Annotated in this window: 2 protein-coding genes and 2 riboswitches; of the genes, one reads left to right on the top strand and one right to left on the bottom strand. The window is 65.4% G+C overall.

The features are described 5' to 3' along the window. Positions 1-1,321, bottom strand: a 1,321-nt coding sequence (cycA, locus tag AC5RW2_RS41160) for a D-serine/D-alanine/glycine transporter (protein ID WP_494075304.1), incomplete at its 3' end; no start/stop codon positions are given. A gap of 244 nt (positions 1,322-1,565) precedes the next feature. Then, a riboswitch (glycine riboswitch) is annotated at positions 1,566-1,670 on the top strand. Position 1,671: 1 nt separating this feature from the next. Then, positions 1,672-1,785: riboswitch (glycine riboswitch) on the top strand. A 51-nt stretch (positions 1,786-1,836) separates the two neighbouring features. On the opposite strand from cycA, the gene gcvP reads away from it, so the two are divergent. Beyond that, on the top strand, positions 1,837-3,865 hold a 2,029-nt coding region (gcvP, locus tag AC5RW2_RS41165; protein ID WP_494075305.1), incomplete at its 3' end, for an aminomethyl-transferring glycine dehydrogenase.

Here is a 3,865-nt window from a genome sequence, read left to right on the forward strand (position 1 = left end):
ATGCCATGACGACGGCGCACATGGCAATGCCGCCGGGCATCTTGAACTTTGATGCGGCATGCAAGTGCGGGCGGCGCTTCCGGTAGACGATGTAGCTGACCAGGATGATGGTCCAGACGAACATGAACAGCAGTGCGGAGATGGTGGTGACCAGCGTGAAGGCCGCGATGATCGATTCGCCGGCATACAGCAGCACGACGCCGGCCAGCAGGAAGGTGCAGGAGAAGACCAGCGCGTTGCGCGGCACCCGGCGCGGGGACAGGCGGCCGAAGGTCTTGGGGGCGTCGCCTTCATGCGCCAGGCCGAATACCATGCGCGAGGTGGAATATATCCCCGAATTCGCGCTGGATGCCGCGGAAGTGAGGACCACGAAGTTGATCACGCCGGCGGCGATGGCCAGCCCTGCGAGGGCGAACATGCCCACGAAGGGGCTGCGGTCCGCCGAGAATTCCCGCCACGGCGTCACAGAAACAATCACCGTCAGCGCGACCACGTAGAACAGCATCACACGGATCGGAATGGAATTGATGGCCTTGGGAAGGTTCTTTTCCGGATCCTTGGCCTCCGCCGCGGTAGTGCCCACCAGTTCGATGCCCACGAAGGCGAATACGGCGATCTGGAATCCGGCGATAAAGCCCATCGGGCCGGTCGGGAACATGCCGCCGTCGTTCCAGAGGTTAGCGAAGGTGGCCTCGGAGCCGTTCGGGGCGGTGAAGCCGGTGATGATGAATACCAGGCCGACCACGATGAGGCCAACGATGGCGATGATCTTGATCAGGGCGAACCAGAATTCGGTTTCACCGAAGGCCTTGACCGTGGGCAGGTTGAGCCCCAGCAGCAGCAGGATGGCGGCCAGCGCGGGGATCCAGAGCTGGAGGTCCGGCCACCAGAAGGCCACATAGCCGGCGATGGCGATCACGTCCGCGATGCCGGTGACAATCCAGCAGAACCAGTAGGTCCAGCCGGTGAAGAACCCGGCCCAGGGCCCCAGCAGGTCCGCGGCGAAGTCGCTGAAGGACTTGTAATTCAGGTTGGACAGCAGGATTTCGCCCATGGCCCGCATGACGAAGAAGAGCATGAAGCCGATGATCATGTAGACGAAGATGACCGACGGACCGGCCAGTGAAATCGTCTTGCCCGAACCCATGAACAGGCCGGTGCCGATGGCGCCGCCGATCGCGATCAGCTGGATGTGGCGGTTGGCGAGCTGGCGTTCGAGGTGGGGCTCGCCCTGGTGCTGCTCGTTGAAAGTGACCAAGTGGGAGTGGCCCTCCCCGGGAACCGCGGCTTCGGCGTCGGGCGGAATGGGGCGGTTGGACATCGGACTTCTTTCTGTCATCGGATCGATGGGCGCGCGGTGGTGCTAATCGTAAGGACCGGGCATGTCGTCCTTGTTCCGCCTCAGCGCACCTGAAATTCAGTGTGAGTCGGCTCACGAGCGAAAGTCAATTTGGTTGACGTTGCGGACGGTATGGGCGAAGCAGGGGGCGCCATGTAGAATCTTGCTCAAGGATAGGCTCCGGCGTATAGTTGTGAGTCGCATCACCCATAATTGAACATGCCTCTGAACCGCGGCGGGAGAGTCCTGCTGATGCTCAATCCGATCAGCAGGCGCCGTAGGAGCAAATCCTCCCCAGGAATCTCTCAGGCCCCTGTACCGCTGCGGCAAGGCAACTCTGGAAAGCAGTCAGGCGGCCAGCTCGCCGGACTCACCGACGGTGCAAGCGCCGAACCTGTGGAAACAGGTGGCGCGGAATCTCTCAGGTCCAATACAGAGCGGGGAGGAACTCGATCCGATTGGCGTCCCTGGACGCCGGAATACCCTGGAGTTCCCCCATGACGGTTCAATCAACAGAAACAGCCTTCGTCGACCGCCACATCGGCGCCCGCAGCAATGACGCGGAGACGATGCTCAAGCAGCTGGGCTACGCCAGCGTGGACCAGCTTGTCGACACCGCCGTTCCGGCGGACATCCGCCAGAGCGCGCCGCTGAACCTGCCGCCCGCCCGCAGCGAAATGGAAGTCCTTGCGGACCTGCGTGCGCTCGCTGCGAAGAACACCGTGGCCGTCCAGATGATTGGCCAGGGCTACTACGACACCGTGACCCCGCCGGTCATCCTGCGCAATGTCCTGGAGTCTCCGGCCTGGTACACCGCCTACACCCCCTACCAGCCCGAAATCTCGCAGGGCCGGCTCGAGGCCCTGCTCAACTTCCAGACCATGGTCGAGGACCTGACGGCACTGCCGATCGCCAACGCCTCCATGCTGGATGAAGCCACCGCCGTGGCCGAGGCCGTGCTGCTGATGCGCCGCGTCAACAAGGCGCACCAGGACGGCAAAGTCGTCCTGGACCAGGACGTGCTGCCGCAGACCATTGCAGTCGTTAAGGGCCGGGCCAAGGCACTGGACTTCGAGGTTGAGGTTGTGGACCTGTCCGCCGGACTGCCCGAAGGGGACATCGTCGGCATCGTGCTGCAGCAGCCGGGTGCCTCCGGCAACGTCGGCAGCCACGCTGCGGTGATCAAGGCCGCGAAGGCCCGCGGTGCCATGGTGACGGTCGCTGCCGACCTGCTGGCCCTCACTCTCATCACCCCGCCCGGCGACCAGGGCGCCGATATCGCCGTCGGCAACTCCCAGCGCTTCGGCGTGCCGCTGTTCTACGGTGGCCCGCACGCTGCCTACATGGCCGTGCGCACGGGCCTGGAGCGCTCGCTGCCGGGCCGGCTGGTCGGCGTCTCCAAGGACTCCGCCGGTACTGCCGCCTACCGTCTGGCCCTGCAGACACGCGAACAGCACATCCGCCGCGAAAAGGCCACGTCCAACATCTGCACGGCCCAGGCCCTGCTGGCGATCGTTTCCAGCATGTACGCCGTCTACCACGGCCCGGAGGGCCTGAAGGCCATCGCGCAGCGGACCAGCGGCCACGCCCGCACCCTGGCCTCCGTCCTCACGGGCGCCGGCTTGGAGCTCGCCTCGGAGCACTTCTTCGACACCCTCACCGTCCGCGTCCCGGGCCGTGCGGGCGAGGTCATCAAGGCCGCCGAGGCCAAGGGCATCAACCTGCGCAGCATCGACGCGGACCAGGTGGGCATCTCCTGCGACGAAACCACGACGGCGGCACACCTGGCCGCGGTTGCCGGAGCCTTCGGTGTCGACGACGCTGAGGCCAAGGTCCGGGCGGCCGCCTCGGCGACCCCCGGTTTCGAGCTGAAGTCTGACGTCGAACGCACCTCCGCGTACCTGACCCACCCTGTCTTCCACATGCACCGGTCCGAGACGCAGATGCTCCGCTACCTGCGCCGCCTGTCCGACCGCGACCTGGCGCTGGACCGGACCATGATTCCGCTGGGCTCCTGCACCATGAAGCTGAACGCGACGGCGGAGATGGAATCCATCAGCTGGCCGGAGTTCGCCTCCATCCACCCCTTCGCTCCGGATCACCAGACCGTGGGCTGGCGGGAACTGATCGCCGACCTGGAGGCCCGGCTGTCCGAGATCACCGGCTACGCCGGCGTCTCCATCCAGCCGAACGCCGGATCGCAAGGCGAGTACGCCGGCCTGCTGGCCATCCGCCGTTACCACCTGGCCAACGGCGATGACCAGCGCGATGTCTGCCTGATCCCTGCTTCCGCACACGGCACCAACGCCGCGTCCGCGGTGCTGGCGGGCCTGAAGGTCGTCGTCGTGGCCACCGCGCACGACGGCACGATCGACCACGCCGACCTGAAGGCAAAGATCGAGAAGCATGCCGACCAGCTGGCCGGCATCATGATCACCTACCCGTCCACTCACGGCGTGTACGACGCCGACGTCCGCGAGGTCTGCGATGCGGTCCACGCCGCCGGCGGCCAGGTGTACATCGACG

It is taken from the genome of Arthrobacter sp. B0316-1-20, assembly GCF_059091865.1.